This window comes from Pseudogulbenkiania subflava DSM 22618 (assembly GCF_900177275.1).
Lineage (GTDB): Bacteria > Pseudomonadota > Gammaproteobacteria > Burkholderiales > Chromobacteriaceae > Pseudogulbenkiania > Pseudogulbenkiania subflava.
The window spans coordinates 122,022-135,147 of the sequence record NZ_FXAG01000006.1 but is presented as its reverse complement, the minus strand read 5'-3'; the positions used below and the strand labels follow the sequence as shown (position 1 = coordinate 135,147).

At 56.6% G+C, this 13,126-nt stretch carries 14 protein-coding genes, 1 tRNA gene and 2 pseudogenes; 11 read left to right on the top strand and 6 right to left on the bottom strand.

Annotation, left to right across the window (positions count from 1 at the left end):
* Nucleotides 1-503: 503 nt before the first annotated feature.
* Nucleotides 504-593: transfer RNA gene (locus B9N72_RS07745), tRNA-Ser, on the bottom strand.
* 176 nt (nucleotides 594-769) lie between these two features.
* Between B9N72_RS07745 and B9N72_RS07740 the strand changes: the two genes are divergently transcribed.
* Nucleotides 770-1,159: an aminotransferase class I/II-fold pyridoxal phosphate-dependent enzyme gene (locus tag B9N72_RS07740; RefSeq protein ID WP_234985917.1), complete on the top strand. Its 390-nt coding sequence runs from the start codon at nucleotides 770-772 to the stop codon at nucleotides 1,157-1,159.
* A 104-nt stretch (nucleotides 1,160-1,263) separates the two neighbouring features.
* On the opposite strand, the pseudogene B9N72_RS21420 reads toward B9N72_RS07740, so the two are convergent.
* Nucleotides 1,264-1,656 (bottom strand): annotated as a pseudogene (locus tag B9N72_RS21420) (transposase); the annotation flags it as partial.
* 220 nt (nucleotides 1,657-1,876) lie between these two features.
* Here B9N72_RS21420 and B9N72_RS07730 point away from each other — a divergent pair.
* Together B9N72_RS07730 and B9N72_RS07725 are read left to right on the top strand one after the other, a co-directional pair.
* The gene (locus B9N72_RS07730) at nucleotides 1,877-3,055 is read left to right on the top strand and encodes a pyridoxal phosphate-dependent aminotransferase (RefSeq protein WP_085275848.1); all 1,179 of its coding nucleotides are present in this window, start codon (nucleotides 1,877-1,879) and stop codon (nucleotides 3,053-3,055) included.
* A 189-nt stretch (nucleotides 3,056-3,244) separates the two neighbouring features.
* Entirely contained in the window at nucleotides 3,245-3,436 is a 192-nt protein-coding gene (locus B9N72_RS07725; protein WP_143477774.1) for a hypothetical protein, read from the top strand.
* 294 nt (nucleotides 3,437-3,730) lie between these two features.
* Here the strand turns inward: B9N72_RS07725 and B9N72_RS07720 are convergent, their stop codons facing one another.
* Nucleotides 3,731-4,054, bottom strand: coding sequence for a helix-turn-helix domain-containing protein (locus B9N72_RS07720; RefSeq protein WP_085275846.1), 324 nt, complete (start codon nucleotides 4,052-4,054; stop codon nucleotides 3,731-3,733).
* Between the two features lie 164 nt (nucleotides 4,055-4,218).
* Nucleotides 4,219-4,557 (bottom strand): hypothetical protein, encoded by a 339-nt coding sequence (locus tag B9N72_RS07715; RefSeq protein WP_085275845.1) that lies wholly within the window; start codon nucleotides 4,555-4,557, stop codon nucleotides 4,219-4,221.
* 343 nt (nucleotides 4,558-4,900) lie between these two features.
* Here B9N72_RS07715 and B9N72_RS07710 point away from each other — a divergent pair, with 343 nt between their 5' ends.
* Entirely contained in the window at nucleotides 4,901-5,212 is a 312-nt protein-coding gene (locus B9N72_RS07710; protein WP_085275844.1) for a helix-turn-helix domain-containing protein, read from the top strand.
* Between the two features lie 147 nt (nucleotides 5,213-5,359).
* Nucleotides 5,360-6,199 carry an endonuclease gene (locus B9N72_RS07705; protein WP_085275843.1) on the top strand — a complete coding sequence of 280 codons (840 nt, stop codon included), beginning with the start codon at nucleotides 5,360-5,362 and terminating at the stop codon, nucleotides 6,197-6,199.
* An 88-nt stretch (nucleotides 6,200-6,287) separates the two neighbouring features.
* Here B9N72_RS07705 and B9N72_RS07700 read toward each other — a convergent pair.
* Nucleotides 6,288-6,443 (bottom strand): annotated as a pseudogene (locus B9N72_RS07700) (transposase domain-containing protein); the annotation flags it as partial.
* A gap of 213 nt (nucleotides 6,444-6,656) precedes the next feature.
* On the opposite strand from B9N72_RS07700, the gene B9N72_RS07695 reads away from it, so the two are divergent.
* Nucleotides 6,657-7,328 carry an SOS response-associated peptidase gene (locus tag B9N72_RS07695; protein WP_085275841.1) on the top strand — a complete coding sequence of 224 codons (672 nt, stop codon included), beginning with the start codon at nucleotides 6,657-6,659 and terminating at the stop codon, nucleotides 7,326-7,328.
* 4 nt (nucleotides 7,329-7,332) lie between these two features.
* Here B9N72_RS07695 and B9N72_RS07690 read toward each other — a convergent pair whose 3' ends face one another.
* Complete coding sequence (locus tag B9N72_RS07690) at nucleotides 7,333-7,782, bottom strand: recombination protein NinB (RefSeq protein WP_159453030.1); 450 nt, start codon at nucleotides 7,780-7,782, stop codon at nucleotides 7,333-7,335.
* Nucleotides 7,783-8,116: 334 nt separating this feature from the next.
* On the opposite strand from B9N72_RS07690, the gene B9N72_RS07685 reads away from it, so the two are divergent.
* From B9N72_RS07685 to hsdR, 5 genes are all read left to right on the top strand, one after another.
* Nucleotides 8,117-8,512, top strand: a complete 396-nt coding sequence (locus tag B9N72_RS07685; RefSeq protein WP_159453029.1) for a LexA family protein — start codon at nucleotides 8,117-8,119, stop codon at nucleotides 8,510-8,512.
* On the top strand, nucleotides 8,509-9,033 hold the full coding sequence (locus B9N72_RS07680) for a Y-family DNA polymerase (RefSeq protein WP_085275838.1): 525 nt from the start codon (nucleotides 8,509-8,511) through the stop codon (nucleotides 9,031-9,033). Before B9N72_RS07685 ends, B9N72_RS07680 begins: the two co-directional genes overlap by 4 nt.
* A 43-nt stretch (nucleotides 9,034-9,076) precedes the next feature.
* Nucleotides 9,077-10,333 (top strand): IS256 family transposase, encoded by a 1,257-nt coding sequence (locus tag B9N72_RS07675; protein ID WP_143477780.1) that lies wholly within the window; start codon nucleotides 9,077-9,079, stop codon nucleotides 10,331-10,333.
* Between the two features lie 198 nt (nucleotides 10,334-10,531).
* The gene (locus B9N72_RS07670) at nucleotides 10,532-10,723 is read left to right on the top strand and encodes a hypothetical protein (protein WP_085275836.1); all 192 of its coding nucleotides are present in this window, start codon (nucleotides 10,532-10,534) and stop codon (nucleotides 10,721-10,723) included.
* Nucleotides 10,720-13,110, top strand: coding sequence for an EcoAI/FtnUII family type I restriction enzme subunit R (hsdR, locus tag B9N72_RS07665; RefSeq protein ID WP_085275835.1), 2,391 nt, complete (start codon nucleotides 10,720-10,722; stop codon nucleotides 13,108-13,110). The genes B9N72_RS07670 and hsdR overlap by 4 nt, the downstream gene beginning before the upstream one ends.
* Nucleotides 13,111-13,126 lie beyond the last annotated feature (16 nt).

Sequence of the window (13,126 nt, the reverse complement as noted above, 5' to 3'; positions counted from 1 at the left end):
GTAAAAATATCGACATGCAGCCGTCGTCGTTGTAGCTGTTCATTCGTGGGAGAGATGAAGCTTGGCACGGTGATCGTGCTCGTGACGGCGTGCAAGCGGTGGTAGCGCGCTGAGCCTTGGCGACGGCAGGTCAGGCAAACCGGAATAGTGCAGCAGGGGGGGGGGGGCACCAGCGCGGCCTAGCGCTTAGCTGGATCGGGAAGCCAACCCGCTATCCTGGCGTAGGTGGTCTTGTAGTTAATTTTTTTTCAAACTGGGTCTGTGGTCAGTCGCATCAGGCGGCAAAACGGTCTCGTGACAGCGGTGTGGCGCGCAGCGTGCCGACAATCGTGCTGCCCTGGCTTCTGTTCCTTCACTCTACGCTGGAGTGTCATCCACCATCTGGGTTTGCTTTCCAGGCGACACCCGGAGAAAGCTACGAGGGCACGGCATACTCAATGGCATGCCAGTAAAATGAAAAAACAAAAAAGCCCTTGATTTCTCAAGGGCTTAGTTGTGTTGACTGGCGGAGAGGGAGGGATTCGAACCCTCGGTACGCTCGCACGTACGCCTGATTTCGAGTCAGGTACATTCGACCACTCTGCCACCTCTCCGCGGTCAATGAGAGGCGGATTATATGGATGAGATTCGGACCTGTCAACAGTTTGGTATCGCTCTGCCTTTCCCCGTCGCGCTTGGTACACTGCTCTCATGAAACCCGGCCGATGCCATCGGTCACCTACCTTATATATCCTGACTGACCACAGTCGCTTCAGCAGCAGAGGGCAGAGTGAAACTAGCGTCCCGTCTCGACAGCATTTCCCCGTTCCAGGTCATGGCCATCCTGGAGAAGGCCCGCGCCTTGCAGGCGCAGGGACACGATGTGATCCATCTTGAAGTGGGGGAGCCGGACTTCGCCACACCGCCCGCCATCGTCGAAGCCGGACGACAGGCGTTGACCCAGGGGGATACCTTCTACACGGCAGCGCAGGGGCTGCCCGAGCTGCGTCAGGCGATTGCCGGCTTCTACGCCAGCCGCCACGGCGTGGATCTCGACCCGTCGCGCATCATCGTCACGCCGGGGGCCTCCGGTGCCTTGCAGATCGCGCTGGCCTTGCTGGTGGAAGAGGGGGGCGAGGTGGTGATGGCCGATCCGACCTATCCGTGTTTTATCGACTGACAATTTTTTTGATGTCAATTGATAGGGAGTGCCGCCGGTCGCGTACCGACGGTTTTGGGTTTCTCCTATGTAGGTAGGAACAGTAGTAGCTTGCCCAGCGACTAGACGCCGCCGCTGGCACGCCAGGAGTCCCTAATCAGGGACAAAAGACGGGCATCCTCTTTGGCATGGTCAGATTCGGGGTGATGCAGCCATTGGTAGAATCCGGCGCACCTGCAGCAAGCTGCACATGGTCGTCAGGGGCCAAGTGTGGCGGTGTTCGTTCATGAAGCGGCACTTCACTCGGACTTCCTGGCAAAGTACCGCGCGTCTTTTTTGAGAATATCTCGCTCTTCCTCTGTACGGCGTAGTTGAGCCTTCCCGCGAAGAATTTCACTCTTGGCCTCGATCAACTCGGCTGCGTGCTTCTCTGAATTGTCAGGGGTAACGGCTTTCCCCCACTTGTACAGGCTGTGGCTGGAAACGCCAGCCAGGGGCACCGAGACGTTAGCGGATGAAGGTCAATCTTGTCATCCTGGCACGACGGAGTGAGCCGCTAGAGGGTGTGGCAACTCAGATCCGGCCGCGTGCGGTCGTTCATGCCACGACGGTTGTTTGCGATATCACCACCCGGGCGTGAGTTTGCTCTGGCCGCATACCCGCAGCCCGAGATCCTGGTGGATAATATGGATGAATTCTTCACCTTGCCGACGGGCCGCTACAATTGGAAATGAAGTTATGAAATTTGCTAAACGCACGGAGCTGGTTGCCCCATTCTTCGTAATGGAGTTTGCCAAGCGTGCTGCTGCACTTGAAGCCCAGGGGCATCACATCGTCAAACTGAGCGTTGGTGAGCCTGATTTCGGTGCGCCGCCTGCCGTTGCCTCGGCGATGGTTGACGTGGTGTGCGGTGGCAAGCTTCCCTACACCGACTCGCTCGGTTTGCCCGCTCTCAGAAAAGCCATTGCAGGTTTCTACGAGACCGCACACGGGGTGAGCATTGATCCCGGTCGTGTGGTAGTGACGGCTGGCGCATCAGCCGCCCTGTTACTGCTCGCGGCTGCGCTCGTTGATTCCGGCGACGAAGTGATCGTCGGTGATCCGTCGTATCCCTGTAATCGCCACTTCTTTGCCAGCTTCGGCGCAGAGGTAAAACTCGTCCCGACAACAGCAGCGACACGGTTCCAGCTAGATGCGTCCCTGGTCGAGGCACATTGGACGGACCGCACTCGGGGCCTGATCATTGCGACTCCATCGAACCCGACGGGAACGTCGATCGCTCCTGGCGAGTTGCACGCGATCTGTGATTTTGCGCGAGCGCATGGGGCCTGGCGTATCGTCGATGAGATCTACCTGAGCCTCAGTGATGACAGTGAAGCCGGACATCTGCCGCAAACGGTGCTCGCATCAGACCCGGGAGCGATTGTCATCAACAGTTTCTCGAAATATTTCGGGATGACCGGGTGGCGCCTCGGGTGGTGCGTTGTTCCCACCGAGATGGTTCCAGTGCTGGAGAGACTGGCGCAAAATTATTATATTTGCCCGTCGACACCGGCTCAGCACGCGGCGCTTGCCTGCTTCCATGCCGAGACCATCGCCATCTGTGAAGATCGCCGAACTGAACTTCGCAGGCGCCGGGTACTCGTTCTTGGGCGGCTACAGACGATGGGCCTCCCGGTGCCGGTCGAGCCTGATGGGGCTTTCTTCGTCTACATTGATGTGAGCCAGACGGGTCTCAGTGCTTGGGAGTTCTGTGAGCGGGTGTTGAATGAAGCGCATGTCGCGCTGACACCGGGTAAGGATTTCGGTAGCATCGGCGCCGATATATATGTGCGATTGTCATATGCGACCTCACTGGCCGAGCTGAACGAAGGGCTGGATCGACTAGGGCTGTTCATGTCGCGACTGATGGCGTAACTGCTCGGACTTGTGCTTGTAAGATGCAAATTGTTGAGCACACCATAGTTGTCAGCACACGCATGGCAGTAATACGAAGAACCGGCACTGGAGAGGGTTGATTTCATCGTGCTCCCGGGGCGGGTTGCGACTTGGCTGGAGCTGCAGCACATCGAAGCTGCTGCAGAGGCTCAGCCTGGTAATAAAGTGGTGATGGTGGCCAAGGCTAAGGCTGAACAATACAAGTCCAATCTGGAAGACCTGCAGGTAGAGCTGGATGCATCGCTGGCCAGGGAGGTCAGCCTTCTGAGCCAACTATTGGATGCGCGTCGCAGGATTGAGGCGCTGACGGGTGAGAGGGTGATTCCATTTCCTTCGGCCCGGGCCTGCTCGGAGGAATGAAATCACGGATGCTTCCCGCCAGAGGTTCAGGCAGACGCGCAAACGCCCTACATTCGTCCTCGGTAATCTTGGGGTAACGCGAGAAAACGGCTTCGGCGCGGGCACCAAACCTTTTTAGGGCCCGTTGACGTAGTTCCATTGCTTCCTGGTGGCGATCCATCTGGTCCACGCTTGCCGTCCTTTAGTGCAAGTCACAAAAATTAAGAGTTCACGACAGTACCGCTTCAATTTGATTGGATCTTCGGCCGGTCATTTCCACCCAAGGGCCACTTGATGGCCGTGGAGTCTGCAGGCTTACACCTTCTTCCTTGGCTTAAAGACTCGCTGTCGCTGTTTTTTCAGGCGAGCGGATCGCAGCATCTGCATTGGACTGACCGTGATCAGGGGAGCGAACGACTTCAGCCAGTCTTCACGCCGCAGGGCGCGAACAACTTTGATGAGACTCGACAAGCTGGAACCCTTGCCGGACTCCAGGTTTTTCACTGCGCCGACACTGATGCTCGCGCGCCGAGCCAAGCTCTGCTGGTCCAAACCCGTGCGCATTCGTTGCTCCCGCACCTGCTCACCAAGGTAGGCCATCCATTCAGAGTCAGTCCATAGCCCGTCTTCAATAGTCACAAATATATCTCTTAGGAGTATTTTTCATCATAATAGCCACAAATATGGCTTTTATAGACTGTCATCCTGACAGGGGATCGACACAGGTATCATTTTCGTTTTTCATGAGTGTGATCTGGTTTGGCTTGGTGTTGAGCGTACCTAATAGCTTGAAAAGTGAGACGTTACCTTAGAAAAGAATTTGAGAACCCTAAATCAGCCTGATTAATCGATGGTTCAACATCTCGAAAGGGCTGCGCTTCATTGCCAACACGGGGAGCCTCAGCTCGATGTTCTGCCAACAAGACTCCGTAGCGGTCTGCTCTGGCCTGCGCCTTCTCAATCTCTGCCCAGAGCTTATTGATTACTCCATTTAGATGCTCTTCGTATCCCGCTTTCAGCTGCGCTACCTTCTCTTCTACAGACTGAGCAGCCCTGTTGCTTGCAGCAAGTTGGTTCGTCAAGGCGACAATGATTGACGCTTGGCGTTGGATCACTACCTTAGCTTCTTGAAGTTCACTCATCAAATTTCCGCCCCTTCCTTGTCATTTTTGGCATGAATTACATCACTCCTGTTCCCACAAGGTGTTGCCACCTCAACAGAACGCTCCTCCCACCAGTGTTGCGTCAATGGCCACGCATCTTCCGTTGCTTATCCGAGGTGATCCAATCCGACGGATAACGGCCGCAGTGTGTCTAGTGACCTGAGGGTAATTCAGCCCTCTCTAGGTGCCGCAGCACCTCAACTCTGAAGTGGTTCGAGTACGAATTTTTTATTGACGCTTGCTTACTAAGAAATCCTTAGTATACCTTACGAGGTGGCGCTAAGAGAATCTTAGGCATGACGACCTTGCCCCAAGCTCCTTCATGTCTCTGATCAGCCCGATACCTGTACGCCTGAAAGAGGCACGTACCCGAAAAGAATTGACCCAACAACAGCTTGGTGAGTTGCTGGGCCTAGAGCCTAATAATGCGAGTGCACGCATGAACCAGTACGAGCGAGGAAAGCACACGCCGGACTTCGATACACTCAAGCGCCTCGCGGATATCCTCGAGGTACCTGTTGCGTACTTCTACTGCGAGGACAAGTTGGAAGCCGCAATCGTCGAGGCCGTGCACCGGTTGGGGCCCGAGCAAAAACTGGCCCTTCTAGCTTTCATCGAAACGCTCAAATCGTAATGTTGGCCTCATCGTCGGTAACTAAGTGAACTGCCCCGGACTTTCCTGGACCTAGCGGTCTGCTGGTTGTCAAAGTAGGTCAGGGGGCTCGTATATGCTTGCTGCTGGTGATTGTCTCGCCGCCGCCGGCTGAGTAGACTCCGCCCGATGCGCTACTTCTTCCTATTGATTTCACTGCTGCTGGTCGGCTGTGATGCCGGCCAGGTCAATTCGTTTGCTCACTCCCCGGAGGTCAAACAACTGGCCCAGCTGGGTCAGACCCTGCTAGGCCCCTCGGGTCCGGCGAATCCCTCCGCCGAGTCATCCTTGCCAGGTGACGCCGTCCTAGTCAGCGGCAAGTCGGCTGTCGGCCACCGCAACTTCAATGACGCCAAGAAAGTGCTCCCCCGTGTCTTCGCCGGCATGGAACAGGACTTCTACTGCGGCTGCCAATACACTGGCAAGGACGTGGACTTCGCCTCGTGTGGCTATGTGCCGCGCAAGAACGCCAATCGCGCCAGCCGCATCGAGTGGGAGCACGTGGTGCCGGCCTGGGTGTTGGGCCATCAGCGCCAGTGCTGGCAGAACGGCGGAAGGAAGAATTGCACGTCGACTGATCCGGTATTCCAGATGGCCGAGGGCGACCTGAACAACCTGGTACCGGCCGTGGGCGAGGTTAACGGCGACCGAGGTAACTTCTCCTATGGTGCCTGGACCCGCAACCCCGCGCCGATGTACGGCCAGTGCAAGAGTGTCACAGACTTCAAGATGAAGCGCTTCCAACCTCGCGAGGAAGTGCGGGGGCGGGCCGCCCGGATCACGCTGTACATGCACGATCGCTACCAACTGCGCATGAGCAGCCAGGACCGCAAACTGATGTGCGCCTGGGCCACGCAGTACCCGGTCGACGATTGGGAGCAGCGCCGCAATGAGCGCATCGTGAAGCAACAGGGCGAGGGAAACCCGCTGGTGGCTGATCCAGCCAAATTGGCTGCGGTGTGTGGTTGAGTACTGCCCACTTCGTCAGCGAAGATGCGCGAGATGATTTACCTACATGGTAAGCATCCAGCCTGCCCACCTACTTTTCAACCGTTGTTCAGAGTTTTAGCGGCAGCAGCTCGTCGATGCGGTTATTCGGCCAAGCAGGCAGGTTTTCGGGGGTGTCTTTGAGCCAGGCCGCAGGATCCAGGCCCTTGAGCTTGGTGGTGGCCAACAGGCTTTGAAGCGCGGCAGCCCGCCGCCCAGCGCATTGCTGCGGTAGGCCCATAGATTAGGCCAGTTTAGTCTTGCCTTTGCCGGGGTCGAGCTGCTGTCGGCAAGCAGGCTACCCAGTTCGCGCAGCTTGTCGGCCAGCCTGTCCGTCAGCGGCTGCAGCGCCACTACCTCCAAACCTTGCCATGGGTTTGAATCAGACTCTGGTGCTAGTCTTCACTTGAAGCCTCGCCCTTCCTGAGAAGGTATATCCATGTGTGTGAACTACATCCCTCCTTCCCTTAGAACGCTGGTGGACTTCTTCCATGTTGACCCGCCTGAGGGAGACTGGAAGGCAGAAGCCTACAAGGACTACGCAGCGCCATTCATCATTGCAGACGGCAACGGGGGAAGGCGTGCACTTATGGGGAGTTACGGCATGGTTCCCCGCCGCAAGATTCCGGAGGGCGTGAAACCCTTCGACACCATGAATGCCCGTCTTGAAACCATTGGGGAGAAGCGAAGCTACAAAGGCGCTTGGCATCGTGGGCTGTTTTGCCTTGTCCCGTGCATGGGCTTCTTTGAGCCCTGCTATGAAACGGGAAAGGCGATGCGATGGCAGATAGGTATGGCTGACGGAGCTCCGTTTGCTGTGGCTGGCTTATGGCGCCCCTGGAAGGAACCTGATGGTGGGGTGAGCTATTCATTCACCCAGATTACGGTAAACGCCGACCAGCACCCGCTGTTGAGTAGGATGCATAAGCCAGGTGACGAAAAACGCTCCCTCATCATCTTACCGGAAGCATTGTACGATGATTGGCTGAACTGCAAGGACCCGGAGCTAGCCCGTAACGTCTATGGCAGGCTCTACCCTGCGGAATTGATGCGTGGATGGCCCGACCCCAAGCACCCCGGCGCGGAAGTTGGCCAAACCTCTCTCTTCTAGGTTTCTACGCGGAAAGTTTGGTTTGCTCCGGGGGTGGGGCGTCCCTGCCAGGCTCCGAGAATTGCACTCCCTCCTGTATGCCGAACGCATCCATAAGTTCTAGCAGCGCTGAGGTTTCCTTGGAGCTCAATTCACGCGTTTGTTCCCCTAACACGACGAATCCGGTGCTCTCGATGTTGGGAACCACGTCCTCCAGTGTTAGGCTCGCCGTAAAGACAATCTTCCATTCCTTGCTCGATAAGTAGCGACCGTACCAATTTACTTGCTTGCTGATGTCCTTCAACCTAGCCCACATACGCTTGCGTTGTGCCGCCGTACGTATGCTGACAGTCTGCACGGTCACGCGCACGCCTTTTCGCTCGGAATGCACAAGCTCGGTGACAAGCGCCAGGACAACACGCATGACGCTGCGTATCTCATCGGGGCTGGTTATCGTGAATTGCCGTTTGCTCATGTCAGCACCTGTACTGTTACTTGCCCCCAGGGGGTAGAGGCAGGCAAAACGCTGCCTTACTCCCTTGGATTGGTATGGCACGAGCAGGGTTCTCCCAGCGCTACAGTGCATAGCCCCCTCAGTATGGCTAGCTGCCACTTCCGCCCTGCATATCTAGCACTTTTACGATATTCCACTTCCCCTTCCGGGGTTATTGAGCTAATTTTGATTATGTACGAAATCAAGATTGACTCTATACGTTATGAGCAGTTCCAGCAAATCCACAGCCACCGTAGCGGACCTTGCGCGTAGCTTCCCTGGCCAGGTTCGACAAGTTGCGTTGTCTCCCCCACCCATGACCATCCCGTTGCTAGCGCGTGTGGCGCATGCCGGTTTTCCATCGCCTGCTAGTGACTATCTAGACCAGAGCCTGAACCTGCATGACTTTTTAGTAAGTGACAGACCGGCGACCTTCTTCATGCGTGTGGCGACGGATGACATGCGGGGCTTTGGTATCCAGCGGGGGGATATTCTGATTGTGGACCGGGGCCGTACCCCTGCACATGAGCAAATCGTGGTGGCGGAGCTGGATGGGGGATTTGTTGTGCGCCAGTTCCGCCAACGCGGCAACCGCATGGCGCTTGTTTCTCATGGTGAGCACCAGCGAGCAACGCTGTTCGAGGAGGGGCAGGAGCTACGTGTATTCGGCGTGGTAACCAGCTTCATCCATCAGTTCGTGAGGACACGATGAAGAAACCGCTGTTCGCCCATGTTGATGGGAACAAGTTTTACGCGAGCTGCGAAAAGATTGGTAGACCGGACTTGCGGGATAGACCCGTGGTTGTACTCTCTAATAACGATGGCTGTGTTGTCGCTGCCTGTGAGAGAGCTAGGGCTTTAGGCATCCCTATGTTTGGCCCCTTCTTCGAGGTTGAAGCTCTCTGCAGGCGCCATGGTGTAGCGGTGTTCTCGTCCAATTACACTTTGTATGGGGACATCAGCTGCCGCATGATGATGGTGTTGGCGGAGCATGCACCTAACCTGGAAATCTATTCGATAGATGAAGCTTTCTTGGACATGACTGGGGTACCGGACATTGAAGACCGCACGCATCGTATCCGGCTAGACGTGCTACAGCGCGTCGGCATCCCTACTTGCGTCGGGGTAGGAGCTAGCAAGACACTCGTAATCCAATCGAGTGTAAGGCATCATGTGCGCCCCGCCCGAAATAAGGTAGAGCGGCCGAGCCTGTCAGATTTCTTGTGTGACTGAGGTCATGAGATGATACCGAAAGGGATGCTCCATGACCGTTGTGATGACCACCAAGAAGACCAAGAAACCCAAGGCCCCCAAGCTCGTTCCTGATGAGTTGATCGACCAATTGCTGGCTCAGGTCGAGAACAAAGACGCCGAATCGATCCTCGGTGAATCGGGCTTGGCCGGCCTCCTCAAGAAGCAGCTAGCCGAGCGTATGCTAGCCGCTGAACTGACCCACCACCTGGCTAACGAAGCATCACAAGGCAAGGCCGGCAACCATCGGAACGGCACCAGTTCCAAGACCGTTCTTACGCCCAACGGCGAGCTGGAGCTCGATATCCCACGCGACCGGCTGGCCACCTTCGAACCGCAGCTGGTTGCCAAGTATCAGCGCCGTCTACCCGGCTTCGACGACCACGTCATCAGCATGTATGCGCGCGGGATGAGCGTGCGCGAGATTCAGGGGCACCTGCAGGAACTGTATGGGCTGCAAGTCTCGCCCGATCTGATCTCCACCATCACCGACGAAGTGCTGGCCGAGGTCGAGCAGTGGCAGCAGCGTCCGCTCGAAGCGATGTACCCGATCGTCTATTTCGATGCGCTGCGCCTGAAGATTCGTGACGAAGGCACCGTCAGGAACAAGGCCGTCTACCTGGCGCTCGGCATTCGTGCCGACGGGCGCAAGGAAGTGCTGGGGCTGTGGATCGAGCAAACCGAGGGCGCCAAGTTCTGGCTCAAGGTCTTCAACGAGCTGAAGAACCGTGGCCTGGACGACGTTCTGATCGCCGTCGTCGACGGCCTGCGCGGCTTCCCGGAAGCGATCGAAGCCGTCTATCCGCAGGCGCAAATCCAGACCTGTATCGTCCACCTGATCCGCAATTCGCTCAATCTGGCGAGCTGGAAGGATCGCAAGGGGTTGGCTGCCGCGCTCAAGCCGATTTACCAGGCCGTCACGGCCGACGCCGCAGCCGACGCGCTGAACACCTTTGCCGAGAGCGACTGGGGCCAGAAATTTCCGACGGTGGCCGCCATGTGGCGGCGGCAGTGGGAGCAGGTCATCCCGTTCTTCGCTTACCCGCCCGAAGTGCGCAAGATCATTTACACCACCAACGCGATCGAGAGCATGCATATGCAGTTGCGCAAGATCGTCAAAAACCGGGGTCACTTCCCGAGCGACGAAGCGGCCAGCAAGCTGTTGTACCTGGCCTTGCGCAACATTGAGAAAGACTGGAAGATGCCGCCCATCACCTGGAAGCAGGCGGCCAACCAGTTTGCCATTCTGTTCGACGAACGCTTCACGAACGCCTTAGGCTGAGATTTGTTTAACCGACCTCAGCACACAGAATTACTGACACCTCCGAGCGGCCACTCAAAGGCCTGTCCGTCATGCCTTCATCAGGTATTGGCACCCCCACTTCTTGACAACTGCTGGCCCAATCAGCCTTTTGATCAGCATTGCAAATATGATGCAAAAGGCAGTACATTGGCGTTACACCCTTGACGAGACGCCGCCATGTCACGCCTGAAAGACGAAACCCTCTCCATCCGCACCTCCTCCGAGATCAAGCAACTACTTCGCATGGCCGCTGATCGTGAGCGGCGGTCCGTAGCATCGATGATCGAGATCCTGATATTGGAGTACGCACGGGCGCACAACATCAAGGCCGTTGAGTCGCTCCAATCAGAAGGCGCAGGGAAAGCATGAATAAGAAGGCGCTCTCCGAACGTGACATCTGTACCAAGTTCATCACTCCCTCGCTGGAGCAGGCCGGCTGGGATGTCGCTACCCAAGTCCGTGAGGAGTTTCCCCTCACCAAAGGGCGCATCATCGTGCGCGGCAAGTTGCACACCCGCGCCCAACACAAGCGGGCTGACTACGTTCTCTTCCACAAGCCAAATCTACCCATCGCGGTCATCGAGGCGAAGGACAACAACCACAGCTTGGGTGACGGCATGCAGCAGGCGTTGGGCTACGCAGAGTTGCTGCAAGTGCCATTCGTGTTCAGCAGCAATGGCGATGGCTTCCTGTTCCACAACAAGATTGCCTCAGATGGTGTCGTCGAACGTGAACTGGGGCTTGATGAGTTCCCAAGTGCAGAAATGCTCTGGCACTGGTGGGCCGACCACCAAGGACTGAACACGCAGCAGCAGGAGCTGGTGAGCCAGGACTACTACAGCGACGGCAGCAACAAGACGCCCCGTTACTACCAGCTGCTTGCCATCAACAAGACCATCGAGGCCATCGCCAAAGGCCAACAGCGCATCCTGCTGGTGATGGCAACCGGCACTGGCAAGACCTATACCGCCTTCCAGATCATCTGGCGGCTGTGGAAGTCGCGGGCCAAGAAACGCATCTTCTTTCTAGCAGACCGCAACATTTTGGTCGATCAGACCATGACCAACGACTTCAAGCCCTTCGGCTCGGCCATGACGAAGATCCAAAAGCGGCAGGCCAACAAGTCGTATGAAATTTATCTTTCCCTGTATCAGGCCGTCACTGGTACCGAAGAAGAGCGGAACATCTACAAGCAGTTCAGTCCAGATTTTTTCGACCTGATCGTCATCGATGAATGCCATCGGGGTAGCGCTGCAGCAGACTCAGCATGGCGCGAGATCCTGACGTACTTCCATTCAGCCACCCAGATTGGTCTGACCGCAACGCCTAAGGAAACGAAGGACGTTTCCAACATCGATTACTTCGGTGAGCCCATCTACACCTACTCGTTGCGCCAGGGCATCGACGATGGCTTCCTTGCGCCCTACAAGGTGGTGCGCATTGACCTGGACAAAGACCTTACCGGCTGGCGCCCCGACAAGGGAATGCTGGACAAGCTCGGTAACGAGATCGAAGACCGCATCTACAACCAGCGCGACTTCGACCGCAATCTTGTGCTGGAGCAGCGCACGCTGATGGTGGCCAAGAAAATCAGCGACTTCCTCAAAGCCACCAACCGCTTCGACAAGACCATCGTTTACTGCGACAACATCGATCACGCCGAGCGCATGCGCCAGGCCTTGGTCAATGAGAACGCCGATCTGGTCGCGCAAAGCAGCAAGTATGTTATGCGCATTACCGGCGACAACGAAGAGGGCAAGCTAGAGCTCGACAACTTCATCTTTCCCGAGAGCAAGTACCCGGTCATCGCTACCACGTCCAAGCTAATGACGACTGGTGTTGATGCCCAGACCTGCAAGTTGATCGTGTTGGATCAACGCATCCAGTCCATGACCGAATTCAAGCAGATAATTGGGCGGGGAACACGCATCAACGAAGACTTCGACAAGTACTACTTCACCATCCTCGACTTCAAGAAGGCCACCGAGCTATTTGCTGATCCTGCTTTCGATGGCGATCCGGTCCAAATCTATGAACCCAAAGGTGATGCATCGCCCGTGCCGCCAGACAAACAGGACGGCATGCTAAATGAGGGAGACGAAGCCCAGGAAGGCTTCACCTATCCCACTGAGGGCGAATCACGTTGGACAGGTATGTCTGAACCGGGTGACGACGATGGCCGCGTGCGCCGCTACGTGGTGGCCACCGTCGAAGTAAAGATGGTCGCCGAGCGTGTGCAGTACTTTGACGCCAACGGCAAGCTGATCACAGAGTCTCTGAAGGACTACACCCGCAACACGCTGGCCAAAGAGTTTGCCTCACTTGACGATTTCCTGCTCCGCTGGAGCAGCGCCGAAAAGAAACAAGCCATCATCGACGAACTGGCCAGTCAGGGCATCTTTTTTGAAGCGTTGGCTGAGGAAGTTAGCAAGCAATTTGGCAAGGCGTTTGACCCATTCGACCTTCTCTGTCACGTGGCCTGGGATCAGCCCCCACTCACCCGCAAGGAGCGGGTCGAGCAGGTCAAAAAACGCCACTACTTTGCCAAGTATGGCGAACAGGCGCAGGCAGTCCTTGAAGCCTTGCTCGACAAATATGCTGACGAAGGCGTTGCAGCCATAGAGGAAACGCAAATCCTCACCATTGCCCCGTTCAACCGGCTGGGGACCCCCATCGAACTCATCCGCGCCTTTGGCGGCAAGGCTCAATACGAGCAAGCCGTCAACGAGCTCGAACAAGCGCTTTACAGCGCCTGAGAAGAACTAGAACCAG

Excerpts from the sequence above, each read along its gene's own strand:
- B9N72_RS07670 (WP_085275836.1), top strand. The coding sequence starts at position 10,532 with ATGTCACGCCTGAAAGACGAAACCCTCTCCATCCGCACCTCCTCCGAG.
- B9N72_RS07705 (WP_085275843.1), top strand. The coding sequence starts at position 5,360 with ATGCGCTACTTCTTCCTATTGATTTCACTGCTGCTGGTCGGCTGTGAT.
- B9N72_RS07675 (WP_143477780.1), top strand. The coding sequence starts at position 9,077 with ATGACCACCAAGAAGACCAAGAAACCCAAGGCCCCCAAGCTCGTTCCT.
- B9N72_RS07710 (WP_085275844.1), top strand. The coding sequence starts at position 4,901 with ATGTCTCTGATCAGCCCGATACCTGTACGCCTGAAAGAGGCACGTACC.
- B9N72_RS07680 (WP_085275838.1), top strand. The coding sequence starts at position 8,509 with ATGAAGAAACCGCTGTTCGCCCATGTTGATGGGAACAAGTTTTACGCG.
- B9N72_RS07715 (WP_085275845.1), bottom strand. The coding sequence starts at position 4,557 with ATGAGTGAACTTCAAGAAGCTAAGGTAGTGATCCAACGCCAAGCGTCA.
- B9N72_RS07690 (WP_159453030.1), bottom strand. The coding sequence starts at position 7,782 with ATGAGCAAACGGCAATTCACGATAACCAGCCCCGATGAGATACGCAGC.
- B9N72_RS07730 (WP_085275848.1), top strand. The coding sequence starts at position 1,877 with ATGAAATTTGCTAAACGCACGGAGCTGGTTGCCCCATTCTTCGTAATG.
- hsdR (WP_085275835.1), top strand. The coding sequence starts at position 10,720 with ATGAATAAGAAGGCGCTCTCCGAACGTGACATCTGTACCAAGTTCATC.
- B9N72_RS07685 (WP_159453029.1), top strand. The coding sequence starts at position 8,117 with ATGACCATCCCGTTGCTAGCGCGTGTGGCGCATGCCGGTTTTCCATCG.
- B9N72_RS07695 (WP_085275841.1), top strand. The coding sequence starts at position 6,657 with ATGTGTGTGAACTACATCCCTCCTTCCCTTAGAACGCTGGTGGACTTC.